At 75.0% G+C, this 1,488-nt stretch carries 3 protein-coding genes; all 3 read right to left on the bottom strand.

From position 1 onward, the window contains the following. On the bottom strand, positions 1 to 428 hold a 428-nt coding region (locus AC2W7G_RS16115; RefSeq protein ID WP_485869328.1), incomplete at its 3' end, for a reverse transcriptase-like protein. Next, positions 425 to 1,129 carry a zinc ribbon domain-containing protein gene (locus AC2W7G_RS16110; RefSeq protein WP_485869329.1) on the bottom strand — a complete coding sequence of 235 codons (705 nt, stop codon included), beginning with the start codon at positions 1,127 to 1,129 and terminating at the stop codon, positions 425 to 427. The genes AC2W7G_RS16110 and AC2W7G_RS16115, both read right to left, overlap by 4 nt. A 35-nt stretch (positions 1,130 to 1,164) precedes the next feature. Continuing rightward, a partial coding sequence (locus tag AC2W7G_RS16105) for a Nif3-like dinuclear metal center hexameric protein (RefSeq protein ID WP_485869327.1) occupies positions 1,165 to 1,488 on the bottom strand: 324 nt, incomplete at its 5' end.

The raw sequence follows: 1,488 nt of genomic DNA, 5'->3' as shown, positions 1-1,488 counted from the left end.
GCCGGACGTCCGGTGCGGGCCTCGAGGTCCATCGCCTCGTTGGCCAGCGCGTCGGCGGCCTTGTTGCGCTCGCGCGGCACCCACGTCCAGCGCACGCCGGCCGGGGCCAGCTGGCGGGCCTGCGTGGCCAGCGGCTTCATATCGGGGTGCTTGATCTTCCAGCGGCCGGCCATCTGCTCGATGACCAGCTTGGAGTCCATGCGGACCTCGACCTCGGCGTCCGGCGCGTGCTCGGCGACGAGCTCGAGGCCGGCGATCAGCCCGCGGTACTCGGCGACGTTGTTGGTGGCCACGCCGATCGTCTCGCCGCGGTCGGCCAGCACCTCGCCGGTCACCGCGTCACGGACCAGCGCGCCGTAGGCGGCCGGCCCGGGGTTGCCGCGCGACCCGCCGTCGGCCTCGACGACGACGCTCCGCGCGGCGCTCACAGACCCGACTCGGACGTCCGGACGAGGATGCGGCTGCACTCGGGGCAGCGGACGACCTCGTCGGCCCCGGCCGCGGCGATGTCACGCAGGTCGGCGCTGTTGAGCTCCAGGCGGCACGCCTCGCAGCGGCGGGCGCGCAGGGCACCGGCGCCGACGCCGCCGTACTGGGCGCGCAGCTTGTCGTAGAGCGCCAGCAGGTCGTCGGGGACGCGCTCGACGAGCGCACCGCGGTCGGTCGTGGCCACGGTGACGTCCTGGTCGATGCCGACGGCAGATGCGTCGCGGGCCTCGCGGGCCTGCTGCAGGGCGGCGTCGACCTCGGCCACGTCGCGCAGGACGTCGTCGAGCACGGCCTGCGCCCGCTCGAGGTCCTCCATGACGACGAGCTCCTCGTCCTCGAGCGTCGCGATGCGGCGGTCGAGGGCGGCGAGCTCGCGCTGGAGCGACTCCAGGTCCTTCGGGTTGGTGATCGCCCCGCTGTTGAGCCGCTGCTCGTCGCGCTGGCGCCGGGTGCGGACCTGCTCGACCTCGGCGTCGGCCTTCTTCTGGTCGCGGGTGAGGTCGGCGACGGCCGTCTCGGCCTCCACGCGACGCCCGTGCAGCTCGCTGGCGCGGGCGGTCAGCTCCTCGATGCGCGCGATCTCGGGCAGCGTCGCCTTGCGGTGGGCCAGCTGGGCGAGCTGGGAGTCCTGGGCCTGCAGGTCGAGCAGGACGAGCTGGGCGGACGGGTCGGCTTTCAGGGTGTGCTCCTCGGGGCGGGGACGAACGTCCAGGGGTCGGTCACGGTCGTCGAGACGTGCGCCTCCACCGTATCGCCCAGGCGTGCGACCAGCTGCGCCGCGGCGACCGGCAGCCAGGTCCACTCGGCCGCCCAGTGCGGCACGTCCATCACCGCGCAGGCGCCGGGCCGCTCCAGGTGCTCGCTCACCGGGTGGTGGCGCAGGTCGGAGGTGACGTAGACGTCGGCGCCCGCGGCGTCCGCGCGTCCGAGCAGGAAGTCGCCGGAGCCGCCGCACAGCGCGACGGTGCGCACCTCGCGGTCGGGGTCGCCGGCCACCCG

The sequence above is a fragment of the Aeromicrobium sp. PFPM2_SD2 genome (assembly GCF_057364525.1).
Note: the sequence above shows the minus strand (reverse complement) of the source record. Positions and strands in the feature narration are given on the sequence as shown.